Source organism: uncultured Methanofollis sp., assembly GCF_937919355.1.
GTDB lineage: Archaea > Halobacteriota > Methanomicrobia > Methanomicrobiales > Methanofollaceae > Methanofollis.
Window position 1 is genome coordinate 1 of the sequence record NZ_CALFSA010000070.1, and the last position, 1,926, is coordinate 1,926.

2 protein-coding genes are annotated in these 1,926 nt (G+C 52.9%); both read left to right on the forward strand.

The genetic code is table 11. From position 1 onward, the window contains the following. Positions 1–742 precede the first annotated feature (742 nt). On the forward strand, positions 743–1,513 hold the full coding sequence (locus Q0520_RS03380) for an HNH endonuclease (RefSeq protein WP_298666599.1): 771 nt from the start codon (positions 743–745) through the stop codon (positions 1,511–1,513). Between the two features lie 114 nt (positions 1,514–1,627). Beyond that, positions 1,628–1,831, forward strand: coding sequence for a hypothetical protein (locus Q0520_RS03385; protein ID WP_298666602.1), 204 nt, complete (start codon positions 1,628–1,630; stop codon positions 1,829–1,831). The last annotated feature ends 95 nt before the right edge of the window (positions 1,832–1,926 follow it).

Sequence of the window (1,926 nt, forward strand, 5' to 3'; positions counted from 1 at the left end):
GAGACGCGTCTCTCTCTCAGTACTACCTTACAGCAAAACACACACCCACACAGTGACCCCTCTCCCCCGGTGTCCGTGTGTGCGGGTGAGTGTGATATTCGCGATGCTGCAAACGATCGTGCGATGTCGCCGAATAGGGCCGATAATCAGAATCTGTCCTCATCCCTTCGCCCGTTGAATTGCAGCACCTTCCGTAAACTGCTGCAAACTGCTGCAAAGAAGAAGGGTCTGCTGTAAGAGTCCTGCCACGCGATGGCACTTTTGCACCCCGTTTGCACTGGATTTGCACCGGAAAAGTGCAAAAACAAAGGCGGAGGATCGGGCCTGGATTGAATATTATAGAGAGAGGAGAGAGAGATCTCTCTCTCATAGTACTATAGTGCACCAGAATAGAGACACACACAGCACGGGGGATCTCTCCGGGTCTGGGGGTGACTGTGTGTGTGATCTGTGCCAGAGTGCAAACGATCGGGAAGATGGGGGTGAAAGGGCCGGGATGTTCAATCCCGATTCAAAAATTCCCCCGTTTGGTGGCATTTTCAAAGTGCAGGCCCGTGCAAACCGGTGCACAGGTGCAAACAGGACGGCCCCTCTCCCCGGCGTGCTGGAATGAGTGGGAGAACGCCGGGAGAAGGAGTGATCACCATCTCCTGATCTCACCGCTATTGCCCCTGCCTCCCCTTTGGGATCTGCTCATCATTACATCACAATATTTTTGCAGGGTATTGCCCCATCCTATCCTATGTCCAAGCCTTCAGAGTCTCTTGATCTGCTTAAAATCTATTCTCGTAAGGATTTGAAAGAAAAGTTTGGCATTTCAGACTCACGCATAGATACAGGGATATTTCCATGGGATGCTCGGTCATCAGTCTGGTTATTCATAACAAAAGAAAAAACGTCTGGCATGACCGATTATTCTGACGACTTTGATGGTCAGATCCTAAATTTTGATGGGCAGATGGCTGGAAGGACTGACAAAAAGATTGTTCATCACGTAGAGGACGGCAACGAGTTGTTGGTTTTTTTCCGGAACCGGAAAAATGAGTATCCCAACTCTGCGTTCAAATACTTGGGGAGTTTTCAATACCTCTCCCACAAAGGGGAAAAACCGACGAGATTTGTCCTTCAGGCATTGGATATTGGCATGGATGAGTGCGGTGGACCTGTTCCTCTTGTTGAGGACCAGAAGTCTGAAGAGTACATTGAAGGAATGGAGAGGACGCGGGTCCAGACCTACTATGAGCGGAACCCACGCCTGAGGGCAGAGGCGTTGAGGGTCCATGGGGCAAAGTGTGCAGTCTGCGGCTTTGATTTTTCTGAGACCTATGGCACTCTCGGAGAGGGCTATATCGAGATCCATCATAAGAACCCTGTCGCCTCCTATGAAGGGGAAGTCGCTGTCAATCCAGAGACAGACCTTGTGCCTGTCTGTGCCAACTGCCACAGGATGATCCACAGGAGAAAAGATCCGATCTCAGTGGAGTCTCTCCGCACAATTGTGCAAAATCGTTGATGAAACCGTCCTTGGAGGAGAGGTGTGTGTCCTAAGCCCGCAGGCAGTATCTCCTCCCCCCACTTCCACCCCGCCCCCGAAACCCTCATCTCCTCCCCCGTTCATCCCTCCTCCATGCCAGAAGAAACCCCGGCACCGAAAAAATCCCTCGACAAACCCGAGGTCGGCGAGTACAAAGGCAATCCCATCCTGAGCATCCCGGTGGGGAAGAGCGGCCGCCCCTTCAGTTTCGGCTACCAGAAGGCGAAGGCAATCCTCCTCTACGTCGAGGAGATCCGGGCCTTTGTACGGTCGGTCGAGGAGAAGGAGAAGAAGTAAGCAGTCCTCACCCTCCCCCGAAGAACAGGGAGGTGCACGCCCGTCCGCGGTGTACCTGCATGGCAGGGCATCGGCCGGAGGGGGGATGAAGGTGT

Excerpts from the sequence above, each read along its gene's own strand:
- Q0520_RS03385 (WP_298666602.1), top strand. The coding sequence starts at position 1,628 with ATGCCAGAAGAAACCCCGGCACCGAAAAAATCCCTCGACAAACCCGAG.
- Q0520_RS03380 (WP_298666599.1), top strand. The coding sequence starts at position 743 with ATGTCCAAGCCTTCAGAGTCTCTTGATCTGCTTAAAATCTATTCTCGT.